The 25,557-nt window shown below is 40.3% G+C and carries 23 protein-coding genes and 1 tRNA gene; 21 read left to right on the top strand and 3 right to left on the bottom strand.

The genetic code is table 11. The features are described 5' to 3' along the window. The first annotated feature begins 3 nt into the window (after positions 1–3). From licA to ACLNCP_RS07050, 21 genes are all read left to right on the top strand, one after another. Positions 4–873 carry a choline kinase LicA gene (licA, locus tag ACLNCP_RS07150; RefSeq protein ID WP_424844243.1) on the top strand — a complete coding sequence of 290 codons (870 nt, stop codon included), beginning with the start codon at positions 4–6 and terminating at the stop codon, positions 871–873. Further along, on the top strand, positions 863–1,741 hold the full coding sequence (locus ACLNCP_RS07145; protein WP_000791828.1) for a DMT family transporter: 879 nt from the start codon (positions 863–865) through the stop codon (positions 1,739–1,741). The genes licA and ACLNCP_RS07145 overlap by 11 nt, the downstream gene beginning before the upstream one ends. A gap of 11 nt (positions 1,742–1,752) precedes the next feature. Then, positions 1,753–2,442 (top strand): sugar phosphate nucleotidyltransferase, encoded by a 690-nt coding sequence (locus ACLNCP_RS07140; RefSeq protein WP_000643959.1) that lies wholly within the window; start codon positions 1,753–1,755, stop codon positions 2,440–2,442. Between the two features lie 87 nt (positions 2,443–2,529). After that, the gene (dprA, locus tag ACLNCP_RS07135; protein ID WP_203212761.1) at positions 2,530–3,378 is read left to right on the top strand and encodes a DNA-processing protein DprA; all 849 of its coding nucleotides are present in this window, start codon (positions 2,530–2,532) and stop codon (positions 3,376–3,378) included. A gap of 117 nt (positions 3,379–3,495) precedes the next feature. Beyond that, complete coding sequence (topA, locus tag ACLNCP_RS07130) at positions 3,496–5,583, top strand: type I DNA topoisomerase (protein WP_424844242.1); 2,088 nt, start codon at positions 3,496–3,498, stop codon at positions 5,581–5,583. Between the two features lie 257 nt (positions 5,584–5,840). Next, on the top strand, positions 5,841–6,200 hold the full coding sequence (locus ACLNCP_RS07125) for a YbaN family protein (protein WP_261220725.1): 360 nt from the start codon (positions 5,841–5,843) through the stop codon (positions 6,198–6,200). Positions 6,201–6,292: 92 nt separating this feature from the next. Continuing rightward, positions 6,293–6,925, top strand: a complete 633-nt coding sequence (locus tag ACLNCP_RS07120; protein WP_261220723.1) for a copper homeostasis protein CutC — start codon at positions 6,293–6,295, stop codon at positions 6,923–6,925. 43 nt (positions 6,926–6,968) lie between these two features. After that, positions 6,969–7,625, top strand: a complete 657-nt coding sequence (locus ACLNCP_RS07115; RefSeq protein WP_261220721.1) for an MmcQ/YjbR family DNA-binding protein — start codon at positions 6,969–6,971, stop codon at positions 7,623–7,625. Between the two features lie 314 nt (positions 7,626–7,939). Next, positions 7,940–9,502, top strand: a complete 1,563-nt coding sequence (locus tag ACLNCP_RS07110; protein ID WP_424844241.1) for a 2-isopropylmalate synthase — start codon at positions 7,940–7,942, stop codon at positions 9,500–9,502. An 11-nt stretch (positions 9,503–9,513) separates the two neighbouring features. Next, positions 9,514–10,551, top strand: coding sequence for a 3-isopropylmalate dehydrogenase (leuB, locus tag ACLNCP_RS07105; protein ID WP_424844240.1), 1,038 nt, complete (start codon positions 9,514–9,516; stop codon positions 10,549–10,551). Beyond that, positions 10,548–10,817 (top strand): DUF1294 domain-containing protein, encoded by a 270-nt coding sequence (locus ACLNCP_RS07100; protein WP_424844239.1) that lies wholly within the window; start codon positions 10,548–10,550, stop codon positions 10,815–10,817. Before leuB ends, ACLNCP_RS07100 begins: the two co-directional genes overlap by 4 nt. 3 nt (positions 10,818–10,820) lie before the next feature. Beyond that, positions 10,821–12,203, top strand: coding sequence for a 3-isopropylmalate dehydratase large subunit (leuC, locus tag ACLNCP_RS07095; protein WP_424844238.1), 1,383 nt, complete (start codon positions 10,821–10,823; stop codon positions 12,201–12,203). Between the two features lie 9 nt (positions 12,204–12,212). Further along, positions 12,213–12,806 (top strand): 3-isopropylmalate dehydratase small subunit, encoded by a 594-nt coding sequence (leuD, locus tag ACLNCP_RS07090; RefSeq protein ID WP_084887034.1) that lies wholly within the window; start codon positions 12,213–12,215, stop codon positions 12,804–12,806. 27 nt (positions 12,807–12,833) lie between these two features. Then, on the top strand, positions 12,834–13,613 hold the full coding sequence (locus ACLNCP_RS07085; RefSeq protein ID WP_084887036.1) for an L-threonylcarbamoyladenylate synthase: 780 nt from the start codon (positions 12,834–12,836) through the stop codon (positions 13,611–13,613). 155 nt (positions 13,614–13,768) lie between these two features. Continuing rightward, positions 13,769–15,502: an AAA family ATPase gene (locus tag ACLNCP_RS07080; protein WP_261220711.1), complete on the top strand. Its 1,734-nt coding sequence runs from the start codon at positions 13,769–13,771 to the stop codon at positions 15,500–15,502. Further along, positions 15,486–16,805, top strand: coding sequence for an McrC family protein (locus ACLNCP_RS07075; RefSeq protein WP_261220886.1), 1,320 nt, complete (start codon positions 15,486–15,488; stop codon positions 16,803–16,805). Before ACLNCP_RS07080 ends, ACLNCP_RS07075 begins: the two co-directional genes overlap by 17 nt. A gap of 171 nt (positions 16,806–16,976) precedes the next feature. Then, positions 16,977–17,963: a GMP reductase gene (locus ACLNCP_RS07070; RefSeq protein ID WP_261142022.1), complete on the top strand. Its 987-nt coding sequence runs from the start codon at positions 16,977–16,979 to the stop codon at positions 17,961–17,963. A gap of 66 nt (positions 17,964–18,029) precedes the next feature. Next, positions 18,030–18,101: transfer RNA gene (locus ACLNCP_RS07065), tRNA-Arg, on the top strand. A 182-nt stretch (positions 18,102–18,283) separates the two neighbouring features. Further along, the gene (rnc, locus tag ACLNCP_RS07060) at positions 18,284–18,982 is read left to right on the top strand and encodes a ribonuclease III (RefSeq protein ID WP_115904401.1); all 699 of its coding nucleotides are present in this window, start codon (positions 18,284–18,286) and stop codon (positions 18,980–18,982) included. Next, positions 18,973–22,512 carry a chromosome segregation protein SMC gene (gene smc / locus ACLNCP_RS07055; protein WP_424844237.1) on the top strand — a complete coding sequence of 1,180 codons (3,540 nt, stop codon included), beginning with the start codon at positions 18,973–18,975 and terminating at the stop codon, positions 22,510–22,512. Before rnc ends, smc begins: the two co-directional genes overlap by 10 nt. Positions 22,513–22,655: 143 nt before the next feature. Then, a complete protein-coding gene (locus ACLNCP_RS07050) occupies positions 22,656–23,582 on the top strand; it encodes a bifunctional riboflavin kinase/FAD synthetase (RefSeq protein ID WP_136937099.1) in 927 nt (308 codons plus the stop codon). A gap of 83 nt (positions 23,583–23,665) precedes the next feature. On the opposite strand, the gene ACLNCP_RS07045 is transcribed toward ACLNCP_RS07050, so the two are convergent. From ACLNCP_RS07045 to ACLNCP_RS07035, 3 genes are read right to left on the bottom strand one after another with little or no spacing between them, the layout of a single operon-like run. Continuing rightward, the gene (locus tag ACLNCP_RS07045; RefSeq protein ID WP_424844236.1) at positions 23,666–24,481 is read right to left on the bottom strand and encodes a TIGR03943 family putative permease subunit; all 816 of its coding nucleotides are present in this window, start codon (positions 24,479–24,481) and stop codon (positions 23,666–23,668) included. Then, positions 24,478–25,383, bottom strand: a complete 906-nt coding sequence (locus ACLNCP_RS07040; protein ID WP_424844235.1) for a permease — start codon at positions 25,381–25,383, stop codon at positions 24,478–24,480. Before ACLNCP_RS07040 ends, ACLNCP_RS07045 begins: the two co-directional genes overlap by 4 nt. After that, positions 25,384–25,515: an SPJ_0845 family protein gene (locus ACLNCP_RS07035; RefSeq protein WP_084953630.1), complete on the bottom strand. Its 132-nt coding sequence runs from the start codon at positions 25,513–25,515 to the stop codon at positions 25,384–25,386. It abuts the gene before it with no gap. Positions 25,516–25,557 lie beyond the last annotated feature (42 nt).

Raw genomic sequence — 25,557 nt, 5'->3', positions numbered from 1 at the left:
ATTGTGGAGAAAATCATTAAAGAAAAAATTTCTTCCTTACTTAGTCAAGAAGAGGAAGTCCTCAGTGTTGAACAACTGGGGGGAATGACCAATCAAAACTATTTGGTCAAAACAACAAATAAGCAATACATTGTTAAATTCTTTGGTAAAGGGACAGAAAAGCTGATCAATCGTCAAGATGAAAAGTACAATCTTGAACTACTAAAGGATTTAGACTTAGATGTAAAAAATTATCTTTTTGATATTGAAGCTGGTATAAAAGTAAATGAGTATATCGAATCTGCGATTACGCTTGATTCAACGTCAATCAAGACCAAATTTGACAAAATTGCTCCAATTTTACAAACTATCCATGCATCTGGCAAGGAATTAAGGGGAGAATTTGCTCCTTTTGAAGAAATCAAAAAATACGAATCCTTGATTGAAGAAAAAATCCCTTATGCCAACTATGAAGCTGTTCGAGAAGAAGTCTTCTCCTTAGAGAAAAGACTGGCTGACTTAGGTGTTGACAGAAAATCTTGTCATATCGATTTGGTGCCTGAAAACTTTATCGAATCACCTCAAGGACGTCTATATCTGATTGACTGGGAATATTCATCAATGAACGATCCAATGTGGGATTTGGCTGCCCTCTTTTTAGAGTCTGAATTCACACGTCAAGAGGAAGAAGCCTTCCTATCTCACTATGACAGTGAGCAAACACCTGTCTCTCGTGAAAAGATTGCGATCTATAAAATTTTACAAGATACTATTTGGAGTTTATGGACAGTCTATAAGGAAGAGCAAGGCGCAGATTTTGGTGACTATGGTGTGAATCGTTACCAAAGAGCTGTCAAAGGTTTGTCCTATTATGGAGGTTCAGATGAAAAATAAAAATGGAGTTTCTTTTGGTCTACTCTCAGGTATTTTCTGGGGGTTGGGTCTGACAATTAGTGCTTATATCTTTTCAATTTTTACTGACTTGTCGCCCTTTGTGGTAGCCGCTGCTCACGATTTCTTGAGTATCTTTATCTTACTAGCTTTTCTCTTGGTAAAAGAAGGAAAAGTTCGTCTCTCAATTTTCTTAAATATTCGCAATGTTAGTGTGATCATCGGAGCCTTGCTAGCAGGCCCTATCGGTATGCAGGCCAATCTTTATGCAGTTAAGTATATCGGTAGTTCTTTAGCTTCATCTGTATCGGCTATTTATCCTGCGATTTCAGTTTTATTGGCTTTCTTCTTTTTGAAGCACAAGATTTCGAAAAATACTGTGTTTGGGATTGTCTTGATTATTGCAGGGATTATTGCTCAGACCTATAAGGTTGAACAGGTCAATTCCTTCTACATTGGTATTCTCTGTGCTTTGGTTTGTGCTATTGCATGGGGAAGTGAGAGTGTTCTTAGCTCCTTTGCTATGGAAAGTGAATTGAGTGAAATCGAAGCCCTCTTAATCCGTCAAGTGACTTCATTCTTGTCCTATCTTGTGATTGTGCTCTTCTCTCATCAGTCATTTGCAGAAGTAGCTAATGGACAATTGTTAGGTCTTATGATTGTCTTTGCAGCCTTTGATATGATTTCCTACTTGGCTTATTATATCGCTATCAATCGCTTGCAACCAGCCAAGGCTACAGGTCTTAACGTGAGCTATGTAGTATGGACAGTCTTGTTTGCAGTTGTTTTCTTGGGTGCACCGCTAGATATGTTGACAATTATTACGTCACTTGTCGTTATTGCTGGAGTTTATATTATTATTAAAGAATAAAGGAGATTCGTGTGAAAGCCATCATCTTAGCAGCGGGCTTGGGAACTCGCTTGCGTCCTATGACTGAAAATACCCCTAAAGCCTTGGTTCAGGTTAATCAAAAACCCCTGATTGAATACCAAATTGAGTTTCTCAAAGAAAAAGGTATCCATGACATCATCATCATTGTTGGTTACCTTAAAGAACAATTCGATTACTTGAAAGAAAAATATGGGGTTCGCCTCGTTTTCAATGATAAATACGCTGACTACAATAACTTTTACTCTCTCTATCTTGTAAAAGAAGAATTGGCTAACAGCTATGTTATTGATGCCGATAATTATCTCTTTAAAAATATGTTCCGCAATGATTTGACACGTTCGACTTATTTTAGTGTTTATCGTGAAGATTGTACCAACGAATGGTTCTTGGTCTATGGAGATGACTACAAGGTTCAAGACATTACTGTTGATAGTAAGGCAGGTCGCATCCTTAGTGGTGTATCCTTCTGGGATGCTCCAACTGCAGAAAAGATTGTCAGCTTTATCGATAAGGCTTATGCAAGTGGCGAATTTGTTGATCTCTACTGGGACAATATGGTTAAGGATAATATCAAAGAGTTAGATGTCTATGTTGAAGAATTAGAAGGCAATAGCATCTATGAAATCGATAGTGTCCAAGACTACCATAAATTAGAAGAAATTCTTAAAAATGAAAATTAAAGATTCCAACATCTGGCTAAAATAGTCGGATGTTTTTTTGATTTTTTACGAATAAATAGATGAGTAGAAAAAGAAATGGAGATATTTATGAAAATCACAAACTATGAAATCTATAAGTTAAAAAAATCAGGTTTGACCAATCAACAGGTTTTGAAGGTCCTAGAATATGGTGAAAATTTCGATCAAGAACTGTTGTTAGGAGATATTGCAGATATATCAGGTTGCCGAAATCCAGCTGTTTTTATGGAACGTTATTTTCAGATAGACGATGCGCATTTGGAGAAGGAGTTTCAAAAATTTCCATCTTTTTCTATTTTAGATGACTGTTACCCTTGGGATTTGAGTGAAATATACGATGCTCCTGTGCTTTTATTTTACAAGGGCAATCTCGACCTCTTGAAATTTCCTAAGGTAGCAGTCGTAGGAAGTCGTTCTTGCAGCAAACAGGGAGCTAAGTCGGTTGAAAAAATTATTCAGGGATTGGAAAATGAACTGGTTATCGTCAGTGGATTAGCCAAGGGCATTGACACAGCAGCTCATATGGCAGCTCTCCAGAATGGCGGTAAAACTATTGCAGTGATTGGAACAGGACTGGATGTGTTTTATCCTAAAGCCAATAAACGCTTGCAAGACTATATCAGCAATGACCATCTGGTTCTTAGTGAATATGGACCTGGTGAACAACCTCTGAAATTTCATTTTCCTGCCCGTAATCGCATCATTGCTGGACTTTGTCGTGGTGTGATTGTAGCAGAGGCTAAGATGCGCTCAGGTAGTCTCATTACCTGTGAGAGGGCCATGGAAGAAGGACGCGATGTTTTTGCTATTCCTGGTAGCATTTTAGATGGACTATCAGACGGTTGCCATCATTTGATTCAAGAAGGGGCAAAATTGGTCACCAGCGGGCAAGATGTTCTTGCGGAATTTGAATTTTAAGACAAAATTTCTCTTTCTAAACCAACTTTTCTTCTATATATAGGAGCTAAGTCTTGACAGTTATGGCAAAATGGTTTACACTTTATAAAGTTTATTACTTTGAAAAGGTGTGATACTGTGGCTACGGCAACAAAAAAGAAAAAATCAACAGTTAAAAAAAATCTAGTAATCGTGGAGTCGCCTGCTAAGGCCAAGACGATTGAAAAATATCTAGGCAGAAACTACAAGGTTTTAGCTAGTGTTGGGCATATCCGTGATTTGAAGAAATCCAGTATGTCCGTCGATATTGAAAATAATTATGAACCGCAATATATCAATATCCGAGGAAAAGGACCTCTTATTAATGACTTGAAAAAAGAAGCAAAAAAAGCTAATAAAGTCTTTCTGGCGAGTGACCCGGACCGTGAAGGAGAAGCGATTTCTTGGCATTTGGCCCATATTCTCAACTTGGATGAAAATGATGCTAACCGTGTGGTCTTCAATGAAATCACCAAGGATGCGGTCAAAAATGCTTTTAAAGAACCACGCAAGATTGATATGGACTTGGTCGATGCCCAACAGGCTCGTCGTGTTCTAGACCGCTTGGTGGGGTACTCGATTTCGCCTATTTTATGGAAGAAGGTCAAGAAGGGCTTATCAGCAGGGCGAGTACAGTCCATTGCCCTTAAACTCATCATTGACCGTGAAAATGAAATCAATGCCTTCCAGCCAGAAGAATACTGGACAATTGATGCTGTCTTTAAAAAGGGAACCAAGCAATTTCAGGCTTCCTTCTATGGAGTGGATGGCAAAAAGCTGAAATTGACTAGCAATGATGAGGTCAAGGAAGTCTTGTCTCGTCTGACTAGCAAAGATTTTTCAGTGGATCAGGTAGATAAGAAAGAGCGCAAGCGCAATGCTCCATTACCCTATACCACTTCATCTATGCAGATGGATGCTGCCAATAAAATCAATTTCCGTACTCGAAAAACCATGATGGTTGCCCAACAGCTCTATGAAGGAATTAATATCGGTTCTGGTGTTCAAGGTTTGATTACCTATATGCGTACCGATTCGACTCGTATCAGTCCAGTAGCGCAGAACGAAGCAGCAAGTTTCATTACGGACCGTTTTGGTAGCAAGTATTCTAAGCATGGTAGCAAGGTCAAAAATGCTTCAGGAGCTCAGGATGCCCACGAGGCTATTCGTCCGTCTAGTGTCTTTAATACACCTGAAAGCATCGCTAAGTATCTGGATAAGGATCAACTTAAGCTTTATACTCTTATCTGGAATCGTTTTGTGGCTAGCCAGATGACAGCTGCTGTCTTTGATACCATGGCTGTTAAATTGTCTCAAAATGGGGTTCAATTTGCTGCCAATGGTAGTCAGGTTAAGTTTGATGGTTATCTTGCCATTTATAATGATTCTGACAAAAATAAGATGTTACCGGACATGGCTGTTGGAGATGTGGTTAAGCAGGTTAATAGCAAACCAGAGCAACATTTCACTCAACCGCCTGCTCGTTATTCTGAAGCGACACTGATCAAGACCTTGGAGGAAAATGGGGTTGGCCGTCCGTCAACCTACGCACCAACCATTGAAACCATTCAGAAACGTTATTATGTTCGCCTTGCAGCCAAACGTTTTGAACCGACAGAGTTGGGAGAAATTGTTAACAAGCTCATCGTTGAATATTTCCCAGATATCGTAAACGTGACCTTCACAGCTGAAATGGAAGGCAAGCTGGATGATGTCGAAGTCGGAAAAGAGCAGTGGCAACGTGTCATTGATGCCTTTTACAAACCTTTCTCCAAAGAAGTGGTCAAGGCTGAAGAAGAAATGGAAAAAATCCAGATTAAGGATGAACCAGCTGGATTTGACTGTGAAGTGTGTGGCAGTCCAATGGTCATTAAACTTGGTCGTTTTGGTAAGTTCTATGCTTGTAGCAATTTCCCAGATTGCCGTCATACCCAAGCAATCGTGAAAGAGATTGGTGTTGAGTGTCCAAGTTGTCATCAGGGACAAATCATTGAGCGTAAAACCAAACGTAACCGCCTCTTCTATGGTTGCAATCGCTATCCAGAATGTGAATTTACTTCTTGGGACAAGCCTGTTGGTCGTGACTGTCCAAAATGTGGCAACTTCCTCATGGAGAAAAAAGTCCGTGGTAGTGGCAAGCAGGTTGTTTGTAGCAAGGGTGACTACGAGGAAGAAAAGATTAAATAAGAGTAGAGTCCTGAAAGTGAATTTCAGGCTCCTTTTGGTTAGAACTTGACAAAATTCATCATTGTATGCGAAACTAGAAGAAGATTATTTTATACTCAATGAAAATCAAAGAGCAAACTAGGAAACTAACCGCAGGTTGCTCAAAGCACTGCTTTGAGGTTGCAGATAAGACCGACGAAGTCAGGAACCATACCTACGGTAAGGCGACGCTGACGTGGTTTGAAGAGATTTTCGAAGAGTATTAACTAGGAGAAGTTATGCGTATTATCTATCTAATTATTGGTTTTTTATCACTGGCCTTGGCCATTGTTGGGGTTGTTTTACCTTTGTTGCCCACAACGCCTTTCCTTTTGTTGTCTATTGCTTGTTTCTCCAGAAGTTCCAAGCGCTTCGAAGATTGGCTTTATCATACCAAGCTCTATCAAACATATGTAGCTGATTTTCGCGAGACTAAGTCTATTGCGCGTGAACGAAAGAAAAAAATCATCGTCTCTATCTACATCTTGATGGGAATTTCCATTTATTTTGCCCCTCTTTTACCAGTCAAAATCGGTCTGGGTGCTTTGACCATCTTTATCACCTATTATCTCTTTAAGGTTATTCCAGACAAAGAATAGTTAAAATAGTAGTTATTTGCCTTGATAAAATTGAAAACATATTCACAACAATATGATATAATAAATTCAAAGTAATACTCAAGGAGAATCAAATGATTTACGAATTTTGTGCTGAAAATGTGACCTTGCTTGAAAAAGCGATGCAGGCTGGATCTCGTCGAATCGAACTCTGTGACAATCTAGCAGTTGGTGGGACAACTCCCAGCTATGGAGTGACTAAGGCAGCAGTTGAACTGGCAGTTAACTACGATACGACCATTATGACTATGATTCGTCCACGTGGTGGTGACTTTGTCTATAATGAACTAGAAATTGCTATTATGCTAGAAGACATTCGTTTGACTGCTCAGGCTGGAAGTCAAGGGGTTGTATTTGGTGCTTTAACTGCTGATAAAAAGTTGGATAAAGCTAATCTGGAGAAGCTAATTGCTGCATCAAAAGGAATGGAAATTGTCTTCCACATGGCCTTTGATGAATTGAGTGATGAAAATCAGTTAGAAGCTATTGACTGGCTTAGTCAAGCTGGAGTTACTCGTATCCTAACTCGTGCGGGTGTATCTGGTGACTCCTTAGAAAAACGTTTTGCTCATTACCACAGAATTTTGGAGCATGCTAAAGGTAAAATTGAAATTCTACCAGGTGGGGGGATTGACCTTGACAACCGTCAAACCTTTATCGACCAGCTGGGTGTAGCACAATTGCATGGTACTAAGGTTGTCTTTTAAAAAATAGAAAGGAACTGCTAGCTTTTGGTAGCAGTTTTCACTTATGTTTGAAATTTTTAAATCCTATCAGTTTAATCAAGAAAAGGCTCGTGCCTATGGTTTTGTAGAAAATAGTGGAGTCTGGACTTATAGTTGCCAGATTTTGCAGGGTGATTTTATCATGACTGTGTCTATCACTGCTGATAATGTGAGCTTTCAAGTCTTTGACCAGGAAACGGGTGACCTCTATCCTCAAGTTCATATGGAAAGTATGAGGGGAAGTTTTGTTGCAAGTGTCCGTGAGGCTTGTCTGGAGATTCTCTACCAGCTTCGGAAGGCTTGTTTTGAGGTACAGGATTTTATCTGTCCTCAGACTAAGCGAATCATGATTCAAGTTCAGGAAAAGTATGGAAATCAGTTGGAGTATCTGTGGGAGAAATCGCCTGATACGGCAGTGTTAAGACATGAAAGTAATAAAAAGTGGTATGCCGTCTTGATGAGAATCTCTTGGGATAAGCTGGAAAAGGGGAGAGAAGGATTAGTCGAAGCAGTCAACCTCAAACATGATCAAGTAGTGGACCTGCTTTCACAAAAGGGTATTTATCCAGCTTTTCATATGAACAAACGCTACTGGATTAGTGTGGCTTTTGATGATACTTTGTCAGATGAAATGGTACTGGAATTGATAGAAAAAAGTTGGAATTTAACTTCTAAAAAATGAAACATTTCAAGGATTTTCAATAACTTTCAATTAGCTAAATATTCTATACTGAAGAAATTTTCAGAAAATATTTGATTTTTTCTTGACAAGTTCTTTTGCCTATGCTAAAATACTAAACAAGATATCAAACGAAGGAGAAAGTCAAACATGAAAACAGCTAAGTTTAATCAATTTGCTTTGTTGTTGAGGTACTCGGGCTAGTGCAAAAAGCATTAGTCCTGTTTGGCTTACCAAGCGGGAGTGAATCAACATCTCGCTTGGACTTCTAAGCGAGATGTTTTTTTAAAAACCACATTTGGAAAAGGGGAAATCTTATGAGAACAGTTGAATTTCTAGATACCAGCCTTCGGGATGGAGAGCAGACACCTGGCGTTAATTTTTCAATCAAGGAAAAAATTGCCATTGCAAGACAGCTTGAAAAATGGGGCATTTCAGCAATTGAAGCTGGTTTTCCAGCGGCTAGCCCAGACTCATTTACAGCAGTGCAGGAGATTGCTAAGGTCTTGAAGAAAACGGCGGTGACTGGTTTGGCACGTTCGGTCAAGTCTGATATCGATGCTTGTTATGAGGCGCTCAAGGATGCCAAGTATCCACAGGTTCATGTCTTTATCGCTACTAGTCCGATTCATCGTAAGTATAAGCTCAATAAGAGCAAGGAAGAGATTCTAGAAGCTATTAAGGAGCATGTTTCCTATGCACGTTCTAAGTTTGAAGTGGTCGAATTCTCTCCTGAGGATGCGACTAGAACAGAGTTGGATTTCCTCTTACAAGTTGTTCAAACAGCGGTTGATGCAGGTGCAACTTATATCAATATCCCTGATACGGTAGGATTTACCACACCAGAGGAATACGGAGCTATCTTCAAATACTTGATTGAGAATGTCAAGACAGATCGTCAGATCATCTATTCGCCTCACTGTCATGATGATCTTGGAATGGCAGTGGCTAATAGTCTTGCTGCCGTCAAGAATGGGGCAGGACGTGTTGAAGGAACTATCAACGGTATTGGGGAGCGAGCTGGAAATGCTGCTTTGGAAGAAATAGCAGTGGCTCTCAATATTCGCCAAGATTACTACCAAGCAGAAACCAGTATTGTCTTAAATGAAACCATCAATACGTCAGAAATGGTTTCTCGCTTCTCAGGAATTCCAGTTCCTAAAAACAAGGCCGTCGTTGGAGGTAATGCCTTCTCTCACGAATCTGGTATTCACCAAGATGGAGTTCTTAAAAATCCTCTCACTTATGAGATCATCACTCCTGAATTGGTCGGTGTCAAGAGTAATAGCCTTCCGCTTGGAAAATTGTCAGGTCGCCATGCCTTTGTCGAGAAACTAAGAGAATTGGCCCTAGACTTTACAGAAGAGGATATCAAACCACTCTTCGCTAAGTTCAAGGCTCTGGCAGACAAGAAGCAAGAAATCACAGATGCAGATATTCGTGCGCTGGTAGCTGGAACCATGGTTGAAAATCCAGAAGGCTTCCATTTTGATGATTTACAACTGCAAACTCATGCTGATAATGATATCGAAGCGCTCGTAAGCCTAGCCAATATGGATGGTGAAAAAGTCGAATTTAATGCGATAGGGCAAGGTTCTGTTGAAGCAATCTTTAACGCTATCGACAAGTTCTTTAATCAATCTGTCCGCTTGGTATCCTATACTATTGATGCAGTAACCGATGGAATCGATGCCCAGGCTCGGGTCTTGGTCACTGTTGAAAACAGAGATACAGAAACTATCTTTAATGCAGCAGGTCTTGATTTCGATGTGTTGAAGGCTTCGGCTATTGCCTACATCAATGCCAATACCTTTGTTCAAAAAGAGAATGCAGGTGAGATGGGACGCAGTGTTTCTTACCGCGATATGCCTAGTGTGTAAAGGAGAAGGCTATGACAAAGAAAATAGTAGCTCTAGCAGGAGACGGAATTGGCCCAGAAATCATGGAGGCTGGTTTAGAGGTCCTGGAGGCTCTAGCTAAAAAAACAGGCTTTGTCTATGAAATAGACAAACGACCTTTTGGAGGTGCAGGTATTGATGCTGCAGGGCATCCCTTACCTGATGAAACCCTCAAGGTATGTCGTGAAGCAGATGCCATTCTCCTAGCGGCTATCGGTAGTCCCCAGTATGATAGTGAAACGGTTCGGCCTGAACAAGGCTTGCTAGCTCTCCGTAAGGAACTCAATCTTTACGCTAATATTCGCCCTGTAAAAATCTTTGACAGTCTCAAGCATTTGTCACCACTCAAACCAGAACGAATTGCTGGTGTGGACTTTGTCGTGGTGCGGGAGTTGACAGGCGGGATTTACTTTGGAGATCATATCCTTGAAGAGCGCAAAGCCCGTGATATCAATGATTATAGCTATGAGGAGGTGGAGCGGATTATTCGCAAAGCCTTTGAAATCGCAAGAAATCGCAGAAAAATCGTTACTAGTATTGATAAGCAAAATGTTCTAGCGACATCAAAACTCTGGCGGAAAGTAGCTGAGAAGGTATCACAGGATTTTCCAGATGTAACCTTGGAGCACCAGTTGGTGGACTCAGCTGCCATGCTTATGATTACCAATCCTGCTAAGTTTGATGTTATTGTAACGGAGAATCTTTTCGGAGATATTCTCTCTGATGAATCAAGCGTTCTATCTGGCACACTTGGGGTTATGCCATCAGCCAGTCACTCTGAAAAGGGTCCAAGTCTCTATGAACCTATTCACGGTTCAGCGCCTGATATTGCAGGTCAAGGAATTGCAAATCCTATTTCCATGATTTTATCAGTGGCCATGATGTTGAGAGACAGCTTTGGACGTTATGAGGATGCAGAGCGTATCGAGCGTGCTGTTGAGGCAAGTTTGGCAGCTGGTGTTTTAACAAGAGATATAGGTGGACAGGCTTCGACTAAGGAAATGACAGAAGCTATTATTGCAAGGTTATGAAGTTAGACGAAAGAATTACTCTAGCCCTTTTGATTTGGAATGTCATGGTTTTCTTGATTTATGGCATTGACAAATCTAAGGCAAGGAGAAGAGTTTGGCGCATCCCAGAGAAAATCTTACTCATTTTAGCCTTTACTTGTGGTGGTTTTGGTGCCTGTTTGGCAGGAATCATCTTTCACCATAAGACTCGAAAATGGTATTTTAAAACAGTTTGGTTTCTCGGGATGGTGTCCACAATAGTAGCCTTATATTTTATTTGGAGGTAATGGATGGCAGGAAAATCGATTTTTGATAAATTATGGGACCGTCATGTCATCACAGGAGAAGAGGGGCAGCCCCAACTCATGTATGTGGACCAGCACTATATCCACGAAGTGACCAGTCCTCAGGCATTTCAAGGATTACGAGACGCAGGTCGTAGATTGAGACGACCAGACTTGACATTTGGAACCTTTGACCACAATGTCCCGACAGTCAATATCTACGATATTCGAGATGTAATTTCCAAGGCTCAAATTGATAAGCTGGCTGAAAATGTTGAGGAGTTTGGGATTGAACATGCGGCCCACGGTTCTGAAAAGCAGGGGATTGTTCATATGGTTGGTCCAGAAACAGGAAGAACCCAACCAGGGAAATTTATCGTCTGTGGGGATAGTCATACAGCAACTCACGGAGCTTTCGGAGCAATCGCTTTTGGAATTGGGACCAGTGAGGTTGAGCATGTCTTCGCTACCCAGACACTCTGGCAGGTCAAACCCAAGAAAATGCTGGTAGAATTCACTGGTGTCCCTCAAAAAGGAGTTTATTCCAAGGATTACATTTTAGCCTTGATTGCCAAGTACGGCGTTGCCTGTGGTGTTGGCTATGTGGTGGAATATCGTGGACAGGCAATTGATGCACTGAGCATGGAAGAGCGAATGACCATCTGTAATATGTCCATCGAGTTTGGATCTAAGATGGGGATTATGAATCCGGATCAAACCACCTATGATTATCTCAAGGGAAGAGAATGTGTTCCAGAGGACTTTGAAGAGGCTGTGGCGGATTGGAAAACAATTGTCAGTGATGAGGATGCCGTTTATGATAAAGTTATCCAGATGGATGTCTCAGATCTTGCTCCTATGGTGACTTGGGGAACAAACCCTGCTATGGGGGTTGACTTTGACAGTAGTTTCCCAGAAATTAAGGATATGAATGATGAACGAGCTTACAATTACATGGATTTAGAACCTGGTCAAAAGCCAGCTGATATTGAACTAGGCTATATCTTTATCGGTTCTTGTACAAATGCTCGTCTCAGCGACTTGCAACTGGCTGCGCGATTTGTCGAAGGGAAGAAAATAGCACCCAACTTAACGGCTATCGTAGTCCCAGGTTCTCGTCCTGTGAAACGAGCTGCTGAGAAGTTGGGCTTGGACAAGGTATTTCTAGATGCTGGTTTTGAGTGGAGAGACCCAGGTTGCTCTATGTGCCTAGGGATGAATCCTGACAAGGTTCCAGATGGCGTTCACTGCGCCTCAACCAGCAATCGAAACTTTGAAGACAGACAAGGCTTTGGCGCTAAGACTCATCTCTGTAGTCCAGCTATGGCAGCTGCGGCAGCTATTGCAGGGCGCTTTGTAGATGTTCGACAAATGCCAGAAGCCCAGTAAGGAGAGGATATGGAGAAATTTACAGTTTATACGGGAACGACCGTTCCTCTCATGAATGATAATATCGATACCGATCAAATCCTACCTAAGCAGTTTCTCAAGTTAATCGATAAGAAAGGCTTTGGTAAGTACCTCATGTATGCTTGGCGTTATCTGGATGACAAGTATACTGAGGACCCAGACTTTGTCTTTAACCGACCTGAATATCGGAAAGCCAGTATTCTCATCTCAGGGGATAACTTTGGGGCAGGATCTTCGAGGGAACACGCAGCTTGGGCTCTAGCGGACTATGGTTTCAAGGTCGTGATTGCAGGGTCTTTTGGTGATATTCATTACAATAATGAACTCAATAATGGCATGTTGCCTATTGTACAGCCCAGAGAGGTTCGAGAGAAACTAGCTCAGCTACAACCAACTGACCAGGTAACTGTGGACTTGGAACAACAAAAAATCATCTCACCAGTTGGAGAATTCACTTTTGAAATCGATAGCGAATGGAAACACAAACTCTTAAATGGTTTGGATGATATCGGAATTACCTTGCAGTATGAAGATTTGATTGCTGCTTATGAAAAACAACGACCAGCCTACTGGCAGGATTAGAAGAAAAATAGAAAAGGAAATAGAACTATGACAAAACACATTCAATGGAACGGAACACTTTCACAAGAAGGCTATGACATTTTAAAAGGTGAGGGAGGGTGCATTGTTTGCCCTACAAAAGTCGGTTATATCATCATGACTAGCGATAAGGCAGGACTTGAACGCAAGTTTGAAGCCAAAGAGCGTAACCGTAACAAACCAGGTGTTGTTCTCTGTGGTAGCATGGATGAGCTTCGCGCTTTAGCACAACTCAACCCAGAAATTGAAGCCTTCTACCAAAAACATTGGGACGAAGATATTCTTCTTGGTTGTATCCTTCCTTGGAAACCAGAAGCCTTTGAGAAATTGAAAGCTTATGGGGATGGCCGTGAAGAGCTGATGACTGATGTGCGTGGTACTAGCTGTTTCGTTATCAAGTTTGGGAAAGCTGGTGAACAATTGGCTGCCAAACTTTGGGAAGAAGGCAAGATGGTCTATGCCTCATCTGCAAACCCATCTGGAAAAGGAAACCGTGGTAAAGTAGAAGGTATCGGAGAACGCATCGAAAGGGCAGTTGACCTTGTTATCGAGGCAGACGACTATGTGGCATCTATCCAGCCTGACAAAACGATTGAAACTCGCTACGAGCAAGGTGTGATGGTCTCTATGGTTGATAAATACGGTAAACTCATCCCAGAACAAGGAGGAGCACGTTCAACTTCACCAGCTCCAGTTGTAATCCGCAAAGGGCTTGACATTGATAAGATTATGATGCACCTGTCAGACACTTTTAACTCATGGGACTATCGTCAGGGCGAGTATTATTAAGATAAAAAAGAAGTCTAGTGTTAAGAGGGAATACCCTACTCTACATTAGGCTTTTCTTTAGAAATTCTTTTCTTTTTTTTATAGATATGATATGCTATAGATGAACTATATATTAATAGAACTTGCTTATAAAAGTAAATTAAAGGAGTATTCAAATGAACAGTGAACAAAATAACTATTTTTTTGTTGGTACAAAATTTGGTGATGATGATTATCTTGAATATTTTAGGAAAGAAGGAAAGTGGGAATTAGGATGGCATAACAACGAGGAAAATAAACAGTATCAAAAAATGTTAAAGTTGTTTAATAAAATTAAACCAGGTGACGTTTTATTCGCTAAAACCACATATGTCAAAAAGAAGAATTTACCTTTTGTAAAGAAAGATGATTTAAAGGTTTCTGTGATGAACATTCGTGGAATGGCGACTGTTAAAGAGGTTTTAGACGATGGGCATACCATTATTGTTGATTGGAAAAAAGAGTATATAGAGAGGGAGTGGTTTTTCTTTACGGGGCAAGAAACAATATGGTTTCCATCAGATATTAAGTACCGAACTAAAGAGACTGATCAGTTAATAAAATTTGCTGCAAGTGATGAAATCATAATTCAAGACTATGACTATTTTTTGAATCATCCTAATTGGAAAAAGTATAAAAAATTAGAAAGTGAAACTATGTTAAGGAATGATTTTTTATTTAATTATAGTGGTATATTAAAAAAATCCAAAAACCTCATCCTCCGTGGTGCACCTGGTACAGGAAAAACTTATCTTGCTAAAGAAATTGCTATGGAGTTAACGGGTGGCAACGAAGACCAAATCGGATTTGTACAATTTCACCCATCCTATGATTATACGGATTTTGTGGAGGGTTTAAGACCGGTATCAAATGGGGATGGAGCTATTGAGTTTAAATTACAAGATGGTATTTTTAAGCAATTTTGTCAGAGAGCGAAAGAAGCTCAGAAAACTGGAGGTCAAGATAATTTTGAGGAAGCGTGGGATCTTTATCTTGAATATGTAAATAGCAGAGATGAAAAAGAATATTTGACAGAATTTTCCTATCTCACAGTAAATAGTAGAAATAATTTTAATATCAATTATGAAACTAAGTCCCAAGGAACTTGCTTAACAAAATCTTATGTTTATGAACTCTATAAAGATGAAAAATATCTGAAACAGCCCTATTATCGTAACCAAGGAAAAAAAGTCCTTGAAATTTTAAAGAAAAGATTTGGTTTGAAAGACTATATCTCTCCAACAGAGATCAACACAGACAAGAATTTTGTCTTCATCATCGATGAAATCAATCGTGGTGAGATTTCTAAGATTTTTGGTGAACTCTTTTTCTCTATTGACCCTGGCTATCGTGGTGAAAAGGGATGTGTTTCTACTCAGTATGCTAATTTACATGAGACTGATGAGAAATTTTATATCCCTGAGAATGTCTACATCATCGGAACTATGAATGATATTGACCGTTCAGTAGATACCTTTGATTTTGCTATGCGTCGTCGTTTCCGTTTTGTTGAAGTTACTGCTGAAAGCCAGTTATACATTCTAGATAACGAACTAGATGGACATGAGGAAGAAGCGAAAAAACGTTTAAGAAACTTGAACGCTGCTATTGAAAACGTTCAGGAGTTAAACAGTCATTATCATATCGGACCAAGTTATTTCCGTAATTTAAAAGAGTTGGATTATGATTATGAATTACTTTGGTCTGATTACCTCAAACCGCTTTTGGAAGATTACTTACGAGGTTCTTATGAAGAGGCTGAAACTCTGGGTACATTGAAAAAAGCATTTGATCTGACAAAGAATGAGCAAAAAGATCAGGCAGTAGCTGATGACCATGAAGGCGATGAAGACGATGATGCGGATAACTGATAATCAGCATAGAATTGCTAAGGAAGACTTTGTCGCAGAATATCCCAAACTAAGTCAAGCACTTCTTGATAGAACACTGGATAACCTTTCTAAAGAGGACAATATCTTTATTTTTCCAAATGATTTGAAGAATTCTCCTGACTTAGAGAAGGACCAAAAAATCTTTGAAACAGTTAATCAGAAAATCAAGACTGGAAATGTGATTGGTTTTCTGGGGTGTGGTCAGGAAAGATTAACGATTTCCTCTCGCTTTTCTGATGAGAGTAATGACCATTTTTTGCATTATCTCTTACACAAGGTTCTTCATATCAATCTCACTAGTTTAGATGTTGCTTTGTCTCGTGAAGAGAGGCTTTATCAACTTTTGATGTATCTCTTCCCTAAGTATCTACAAGCTGCTATTAGAAAAGGTCTTTATAAGGAATACCATCGATTTTCTTATAACGACAGTAATGTTAAGGGAGTGATTGATGTAAGAAACCATCTCAAGAAAAATCTTCCTTTCACGGGAAATATTGTCTACACAACGAGAGAGTTCACCTATGATAATCCCCTCATGCAGTTGGTCCGTCACACTATTGAATACATTAAGGGCCAGAAAGGCATTGGTCAAGGGGTTCTTGATAATCTCTTGACTAGTCGTGAAAATGTAGCAGAAATCGTGCGGGTAACTCCTTCTTATAAACTAGCTGATCGTGCTAAGATTATTCGAGGAAATCAATCTAAACCTATACGTCATGCATACTTTCACGAGTATAGAAAGTTACAAGAGCTTTGTCTGATGATATTGAACCAAGAAAAGCACGGTTTAGGATATCAAGATCAAAAGGTCCATGGTATTCTTTTCGATGTTGCCTGGCTTTGGGAAGAGTATGTTCATACTTTGTTACCAAAAGTTTTCATCCATCCACGGAATAAAGAAAAGCTAGGTGGTATTTCAGTATTTTCTGTTGGGCAACGAAAAGTATATCCAGATTTTTATGATAGAGAACGAAAGATTGTTCTAGATGCTAAATATAAAAAACTAGAGTTCTCTGAAAAAGGAATCAACCGTGAGGACTTATTCCAGCTGATTTCCTATTCTTATATTTTGAAAGCTGAGAAGGCTGGTCTTGTTTTTCCGAGCAAGGACAAGGTTGTTGATAATGAGATAGGAAAGCTAGCAGGTTATGGAGCTTTGTTGAAGAAATGGTCTATCCAAATTCCTCAGAAGTCTTCATCTTATCGTGAATTTTGTGAAATGCTAGAAAACTCCGAAGAAATATTTAAAAGTAATATTACTAAAGAAGTGGGGAGAAAATAATCTCTCCTTTCTTTTGTTATTTACACAATAAAAGCCGAACGATATATTTTAATTCATAAAATAATTTGACAAAAACCTTACTTTGTTTTATAATTGATTAAGGAAACGTCGGAAAAGGCGTAGTGATGCGAGAGCATAGGTAGGTCATTACAAAAGAAACGAGACATCGATATGTTAAATGAATTTCCAATTTTTGATTACGAAGATATTCAATTGATTCCAAATAAATGTGTGATTAAAAGCCGTGCAGAAGCAGATACAAGTGTCACTCTAGGAAATCACACCTTTAAACTACCTGTTGTGCCAGCTAATATGCAGACGATTTTGGATGAAAATGTAGCAGAGCAACTGGCTAAAGGTGGTTACTTCTACATTATGCATCGTTTTGATGAGGCAGGACGCATTCCTTTTATTAAACGCATGCACGAGCAAGGGCTCATTGCTTCTATATCTGTTGGTGTTAAGGACTACGAGTATGATTTCGTTAGCCAGCTCAAGGCTGATGCTCCTGAGTACATCACTATTGATATTGCCCATGGTCATGCGGATAGCGTGATTTCTATGATAAAACACATCAAGAAAGTATTGCCAGATACTTTTGTTATTGCTGGAAATGTGGGAACACCAGAAGCTGTGCGTGAATTGGAAAATGCTGGTGCAGATGCTACTAAGGTTGGTATCGGTCCTGGTAAGGTTTGTATCACCAAGGTCAAGACTGGTTTTGGTACAGGTGGTTGGCAATTGGCTGCTCTCCGCTGGTGTGCTAAGGCTGCACGTAAACCGATTATTGCTGATGGAGGAATTCGTACTCATGGCGATATTGCCAAGTCTATCCGCTTCGGTGCTAGCATGGTCATGATTGGTTCCCTCTTTGCAGGACATATTGAAAGTCCAGGGAAAACGATTGAAGTCGATGGTGAACAGTTCAAAGAATATTATGGTTCAGCCTCACAATATCAAAAAGGTGCTTACAAAAATGTGGAGGGCAAACGCATCTTGCTTCCTGCAAAAGGTCATTTGCAAGACACTTTAACTGAGATGGAACAAGACCTTCAAAGTGCTATTTCTTATGCAGGTGGACGTCAGGTTGCTGACCTTAAACACGTTGATTATGTTATCGTGAAAAACTCAATCTGGAATGGGGATGCTTCCCACTAAGACGGGTTATCTGTCTAGAAAAAAACTTGTTATTAGAGCAAATTTCTGTTATAATAAAACAAGTTTCCACCCTTAGTGTAATGGATATCACGTAAGATTCCGGTTCTTGAGATGGGGGTTCGATTCCCTCAGGGTGGATGTAAACATCCTAAAAAGCCTTTAATAGGGCTTTTTTCTTTACACAGCCCTAAATTGGCCCTTAAAACTGAAAATCTTATTTTAAAGAATTCCCAAAGGCTCTCCAGTCCCGTTTTAGAGTGACTCAGGAGGCTTTTTTTGATATAATAAAAAGGACTGTTATCAGTTAGAAAGAGGTTGGTATGAAAGAATTACAAACTGTACTAAAGAACCATTTTGCAATTGAATTTGCAGACAAAAATTTACTGGAGACTGCCTTTACTCATACGAGTTATGCCAATGAGCACCGCCTCTTAAAAATTTCACACAATGAACGCTTGGAATTTTTAGGAGACGCTGTTCTACAGTTATTGATTTCAGAATATCTGTATAAAAAATATCCTAAAAAGCCTGAGGGTGATTTGTCTAAACTCCGTGCCATGATTGTCCGCGAGGAGAGTTTGGCTGGTTTTGCACGTGATTGCCAGTTTGATCAGTTTATCAAGCTGGGTAAGGGGGAAGAGAAGTCTGGTGGACGCAATCGTGACACCATTCTTGGTGATGCCTTCGAAGCCTTTCTTGGTGCTCTCCTTTTGGACAAGGATGTGGCCAAGGTCAAGGAATTTATCTATCAAGTCATGATTCCTAAGGTTGAAGCAGGCGAATTTGAGATGATTACAGACTACAAAACCCATCTCCAAGAGTTACTTCAGGTCAATGGCGATGTGGCTATTCGTTATCAGGTGATTTCTGAAACAGGGCCTGCCCACGATAAGATTTTTGATGTAGAAGTTCTTGTTGAAGGTAAGAGCATTGGTCAAGGTCAAGGTCGTTCTAAGAAATTAGCAGAGCAGGAAGCTGCCAAAAATGCCGTTGAGAAAGGGCTGGATTCATGTATTTAAAGGAAATCGAAATTCAGGGATTCAAGTCTTTTGCTGACAAGACTAAGGTCGTCTTTGACCAAGGTGTGACGGCAGTTGTTGGACCCAATGGATCTGGAAAGTCCAATATTACAGAAAGTCTGCGTTGGGCCTTGGGGGAGTCAAGTGTTAAGAGTCTCCGTGGCGGTAAGATGCCAGATGTCATCTTTGCTGGAACTGAAAGTCGCAAACCGCTCAATTATGCTTCTGTAGTTGTGACTTTGGATAATAGTGACGGATTTATCAAGGATGCAGGCCAAGAAATCAGGGTAGAACGCCATATCTATCGTAGTGGAGATAGCGAATACAAGATTGACGGCAAGAAAGTCCGTCTGCGTGATATTCATGATCTTTTCATGGATACAGGTTTGGGACGAGATTCCTTCTCCATCATTTCCCAAGGGAAGGTTGAGGAGATTTTCAACTCCAAGCCTGAGGAACGTCGTGCCATTTTTGAAGAAGCTGCTGGAGTTTTGAAATACAAGACTCGCAGAAAAGAAACTGAGAGTAAACTGCAACAAACTCAGGATAATCTGGATCGTCTTGAAGACATTATCTACGAGTTGGATAATCAAATTAAGCCTCTTGAGAAGCAAGCTGAAAATGCTCGTAAGTTTCTGGATTTGGAAGGTCAACGTAAGGCTATTTACTTGGATGTTTTAGTTGCTCAAATCAAGGAAAATAAGGCTGAACTAGAGTTGACAGAAGAAGAGTTGGCTCAGGTTCAGGAACTATTGACGAGTTATTACCAAAAGCGGGAAAAATTAGAGGAAGAAAATCATACTCTTAAAAAGCAACGCCAAGATTTACAGGCTGAAATGGCCAAAGATCAGGGCAGTTTGATGGACTTGACTAGTCTAATTAGTGACTTAGAGAGAAAATTAGCCCTATCGAAACTGGAGTCTGAGCAAGTAGCCCTGAATCAACAGGAAGCACAAGCCCGTTTGGCTGCTTTAGAGGATAAAAGAAATTTACTCAGCAAAGAAAAGTCTGATAAGGAAAGCTCTTTAGCCCTCTTAGAGGAAAATCTAGTCCAAAATAATCAAAAACTCAATCGTTTAGAAGCTGAATTGCTAGCTTTTTCAGATGATCCTGATCAGATGATTGAACTTTTGCGTGAACGCTTTGTGGCGCTTTTACAAGAAGAAGCGGATGTCTCAAACCAACTGACTCGCATCGAGAATGAGTTGGAAAATAGTCGTCAGCTTTCTCAAAAACAAGCAGATCAATTAGAAAAGCTGAAAGAACAGTTGGCTACAGCTAAAGAGAAGGCTAGTCAGCAAAAGGCGGATCTTGAAACTGCCAAGGAGCAAGTTCAAAAATTATTGGCTGACTATCAAGCTATTGCCAAGGAGCAAGAGGAGCAGAAATCTTCCTATCAAGCTCAACAAAGTCAACTATTTGACCGTCTGGATAATCTCAAAAACAAGCAGGCCAGAGCTCAGAGTTTGGAAAATATTCTGAGAAATCATAGTAACTTTTATGCAGGTGTTAAGAGTGTTCTCCAAGAAAAAGCTCGCCTTGGTGGGATTATTGGTGCAGTCAGTGAGCACCTGACCTTTGATGTGCATTATCAAACTGCTCTGGAAATCGCACTGGGAGCGAGCAGTCAGCATATCATCGTAGAAGATGAACATGCAGCAACTAGAGCAATTGATTTTCTCAAACGAACTAGAGCTGGTCGTGCGACCTTCCTTCCTTTGACCACTATTAAGGCGCGTACGATTTCTAGTCAGAACCAAGATGCTATTGCTACAAGTCCAGGATTTCTGGGTATGGCTGATGAGCTGGTGACATTCGATACTAGACTGGAAGCTATTTTCAAGAATTTGCTAGCTACGACAGCTATTTTTGATACTGTAGAACATGCGCGTGCAGCGGCTCGCCAGGTTCGTTACCAGGTCCGTATGGTGACATTAGATGGGACAGAACTTCGCACAGGTGGTTCTTACGCAGGTGGAGCCAATCGCCAGAACAACAGTATTTTTATCAAGCCAGAATTGGAGCAATTACAAAAAGAAATTGCTGAAGAAGAAGCAAGTCTTCGTTCAGAAGAAGCATCTTTGAAGACCTTGCAAGACCAGATGGCTTCATTGACAGAAAGATTAGAAGCCATCAAATCTCAAGGAGAGCAGGCTCGTATTCAGGAGCAGGGCTTGTCCCTCGCTTATCAGCAGACCAGTCAGCAAGTTGAAGAACTGGAAACTCTTTGGAAACTCCAAGAAGAGGAATTAGATCGTCTTTCTGACGGAGATTGGCAAGCAGATAAGGAAAAATGCCAAGAGCGCCTTGCTACAATCGCAAGTGACAAGCAAAATCTGGAAGCTGAGATTGAAGAGATTAAGTCCAACAAAAACGCCATCCAAGAACGTTATCAAAACTTGCAGGAAGAGCTAGCGCAAGTTCGCCTGCTTAAGACAGAACTGCAAGGACAAAAACGTTATGAAGTTGCTGATATTGAACGTTTAGGCAAGGAATTGGATAATCTGAATATCGAGCAAGAGGAAATCCAGCGTCTTCTTCAAGAAAAGGTTGACAATCTTGAGAAAGTTGATACAGAATTGCTCAGTCAACAGGCCGAAGAAGCCAAAAACCAGAAAATAAACCTCCAACAAGGATTGATTCGCAAGCAGTTTGAGTTGGATGATATTGAAGGTCAATTGGATGATATTGCTAGTCATTTGGATCAGGCTCGCCAGCAGAATGAAGAGTGGATTCGCAAGCAAACACGTGCTGAAGCTAAGAAAGAAAAGGTCAGCGAGCGCTTACGCCATTTACAAAGTCAATTAACAGACCAGTATCAGATTAGCTATACAGAAGCTTTAGAAAAGTCTCATGAGTTGGAAAATCTCAATCTGGCAGAGCAAGAGGTTAAAGATTTAGAGAAGGCTATTCGCTCGCTGGGTCCTGTCAACTTGGATGCTATTGAACAGTACGAAGAAGTTCACAATCGTCTGGATTTCCTAAATAGCCAACGTGATGACATTTTATCAGCGAAAAACTTGCTGCTTGAGACCATTACAGAGATGAATGATGAGGTCAAGGAACGCTTTAAATCAACCTTTGAAGCTATTCGTGAGTCCTTTAAAGTGACCTTCAAGCAGATGTTTGGTGGAGGTCAGGCGGACCTCATTTTGACTGAGGGAGACTTGCTGACAGCTGGGGTTGAGATTTCTGTTCAACCACCAGGTAAGAAAATCCAATCACTCAACCTCATGAGTGGTGGTGAAAAAGCTCTATCGGCTCTTGCTTTGCTTTTCTCCATTATCCGTGTCAAGACTATTCCGTTTGTCATCTTGGATGAGGTAGAGGCTGCGCTTGACGAAGCCAATGTTAAACGTTTTGGGGATTACCTCAACCGCTTTGACAAGGACAGCCAGTTTATCGTCGTAACCCACCGTAAGGGAACCATGGCAGCGGCTGATTCCATCTATGGAGTGACTATGCAAGAATCAGGTGTCTCAAAAATTGTTTCGGTGAAGTTAAAAGATTTGGAAGAAACAGTAGACTAGTTACCAAACGATAGCATCTCTTAGGGGATGCTATTTTTTTAAATTAACATCTTGAATGATTTTTTAAGGTCAGTTCAGGGGCAAAAAACGACATTTGGGCTTTCCTTTTAGCGAAAAGGCTTTCTCTATGATATAATAGTTTCATGATTACAACAGTACCTATAAAAAATGAAAAAGACATTGCAGTACCTGATAAAACAGTTCTTGTATTAGGCTATTTTGATGGTATTCATAAGGGACATCAGAAGCTTTTTGAAGTAGCTAGCAAGGCTTCTATGAAAGATTATCTACCAGTTGTCGTGATGACCTTTACCGAGTCCCCTAAGCTTGCTTTGCAACCGTACAAGCCAGAATTAATGCTTCATATTGTTAGCCATGAAGAACGAGAACATAAGATGAAATGGCATGGAGTAGAGGCTCTTTTCTTACTTGACTTTAGTAGTAAATTTGCTAGTTTAACGGGTCAAGAGTTCTTTGATACCTATGTTAGAGCATTAAAACCAGCGATTATTGTAGCGGGATTTGATTACACCTTTGGTTCTGATAAGAAAACTGCGGATGATTTGAAGGACTATTTTGATGGAGAAATCATCATTGTTCCTCCTGTTGAGGATGAAAAGGGGAAAATTAGTTCTACTCGTATTCGTCAAGCTATTCTTGATGGAGATGTCAGAGAAGCTGGTCATTTACTTGGCACTCCTCTACCATCACGTGGAATGGTTGTTCATGGCAATGCTCGTGGACGGACTATCGGTTATCCAACAGCAAACTTAGTTTTAAGAGATCGAACCTATATGCCAGCTGATGGTGTTTACGTAGTCGATATTGAAGTGCAGCGTAAAAGATATCGTGGAATGGCGAGTGTCGGGAAAAATGTTACTTTCGATGGAGAAGAGCCACGTTTTGAAGTCAATATTTTTGATTTTTCAGATGACATTTACGGTGAAACAGTCATTGTCTACTGGCTAGACCGTGTCCGTGAAATGGTCAAATTTGACTCTGTTGAAGAACTGGTAGATCAACTCCAGAAAGATGAAGAAATTGCTCGGAATTGGAAGGATGCTGAGTAGGAAATCGGAGTTTTATACAAAATTACCCATACTTTAGATTCTTATTTCTAAATAGAAAAAGTAGCCCTTTCCAGGCTACTTTTTTAAAACACGCGATACACATAGGGATTTTCTGGTTTATCGACTTTTGTAAAGCTATCGATTTCCAAGGTTGGAAGATTTTGTTTGAGTTCTTTATGATAGTGATTGACCAGTTTTCCTTTGGCTGTTATCCAGGTGTTGTTTTCATACTGACGGGTATTTCCCTTGGTCAGCAATCCATAGACACCAGAATCTGCGATACAGTGAATAATGCCGAAGCGGAACAGAAATTGGCTATTGGAATGACTGGGGTCATTATAGACAAAGCCTGTGAACTGGACTGTCTTACCCTCAAACTCATCTGGATAGTCATAGATAGCCTCCATGACTTCCATATAGTTTTCATTCGTAATCTGAATACTATCTTGGGACAAGTATTTATCCGCCGCAGTTCGCATTTCCTTTTCATAAGCTGCTTTTGAAAAATAAGAACTGGTATCTGGTTTCAAATATTGGCTTGTCGTCCCTTCACTTGTCTGAATAGCTTGATCCGTGCCTTCTGATAAGGGGAAATGATAGCCTTTGGCTGAAACGGTCTGAGAATCCAAGCTAACAGTTGGAAAAGTTAAACCGACGACAATAGGAATAGCCAGAAGAGCAATACTCGTCACCTTCGCCAATCGGCTGTTCAGATGACTATGGGTTTTGACTTGCTTCATCCAGATATACAGTTGAACAATTGCCAAGATAAAAGAAAGCACCATGGAAATATAAGCCAGATAGGAATAGTGCATGTTGATGTACTGGTTTAATTTGCCAGACAGATGGAGATAAATGGTCAATTCAAAATAGCCAGCTAAAACTAAAAATCGAATCATAGGATGACTCCAATCAAGAGAGAATATACTAAGACGACCAGAGTCACAATCGTTATGAAGTGACCGATAAATCGTGCTTTCAAGTAATTTTTCATCATGAGAATATTTTTGATATCCAGCATTGGGCCAATGACGAGAAAGGCCAGAACTGGTGCCAAGCCGAAACTTGAGAGAAGAGAAGCACCGATAAAGGCATCCGCCTCACTACAGAGAGAAAGAAGAAAGGCCAAAAGCATCAAGAGGAGGATGGCAAAAAGAGGAGTCGCACTGATAGAGGTCAGAATCCGAGTCGGAACATAAACCTGTATAACAGAGGCGAAGAGACAGCCAAATACCAAATAACGCCCCGTATCAAAAAATTCATCAATGGCTTGCACAAAGACCTGAAAAACTTTTTTTGCAGGATTCAAATGAGAAAAATCGTGCTCATGACAGGCCAAACGATTTTCTTTCTGAATCGGTTCTTGCCAGAAGAATCCCAGAAAAATTCCAAGTATCACAGCCACAACAATGGAACCCAGAGCCCGTAACAGGGCGACGTGGAAGGAGTTGCCAAAGGCAGAATAGGTCGCAAAAAGTACAATGGGATTAATAACTGGTGCAGTCACAAGAAAGGGAACAGCCGTGTAACTGGGAACCTTCTTTTCCAGAAAACGATTGATAATGGGGACGATTCCACATTCACAAGAGGGAAAAAGTATCCCGACGAAAGTCCCAAAAAAGATTCTCCCCCAACGATTGCGAGGGAGAAAATGATAAACCTTGTCAGGTGTGATATAGACCTCAATCAGCCCTGAGACAATACTCCCTATTAGCACGAAAGGGAGGGCTTCAATGATAATGGAGAGGAAAATAGCTCCAGTCTGAAGCACACTAGATGGGAGTTGTTGGAAAGCTATCATCTAGTTTTTCTTTTCTGCTTTGGCTTTTTTCTCTTTGTTATCAGGGAAAGTAACTTGCTTCAAATCAGGGAGTTTAGCAAATTCTTCAAACATCTTGTCCAAGTCGTCTCGTTTTGTAAATTTTACAGCCATAGGTGTACCTCAATTCTAAATTCTACCTCTATTATACTATTA

Origin of the sequence: Streptococcus sp. CL6.35 (genome assembly GCF_049737915.1) — a bacterium.
Lineage (GTDB): Bacteria > Bacillota > Bacilli > Lactobacillales > Streptococcaceae > Streptococcus.
This window is presented reverse-complemented; position numbering and strand designations above follow the sequence as displayed.